Annotated in this window: 1 protein-coding gene; it reads right to left on the reverse strand. The window is 65.7% G+C overall.

All coding sequences use genetic code 11. From position 1 onward, the window contains the following. Window positions 1-274, reverse strand: a 274-nt coding sequence (locus QWJ41_RS21285) for an outer membrane beta-barrel protein (RefSeq protein WP_302710498.1), incomplete at both ends; no start/stop codon positions are given.

The following is a 274-nucleotide window of genomic DNA, read 5'->3' on the forward strand; positions in this document are numbered from 1 at the left end:
TTCTGCGCGGTCACGGTGCCGAAGTTCGAGCCCAGGACGGTGCGCGTGCCGTTGACGACCGTGCCGTCTGCGCGTGTGAAGACGCCGTTCTCCGCACATGGACCGCAGGTGGGACTGCCGGGCGCGACCTGACCTGGCTGGCTGACGCTGAGACACAGCGAAGGATCGCCAGGGTTCGCCTGCTGCGTCACGAGGATATGATGCCCGCGATTGCCGACATAACTCGCGCTCAGGACGACGTTCTTCGGCAGCGCGCGCTGGAACGACAGCATGT

This window comes from Nocardioides cremeus, from assembly GCF_030518195.1.
Classification (GTDB): Bacteria; Actinomycetota; Actinomycetes; order Propionibacteriales; family Nocardioidaceae; genus Nocardioides; species Nocardioides cremeus.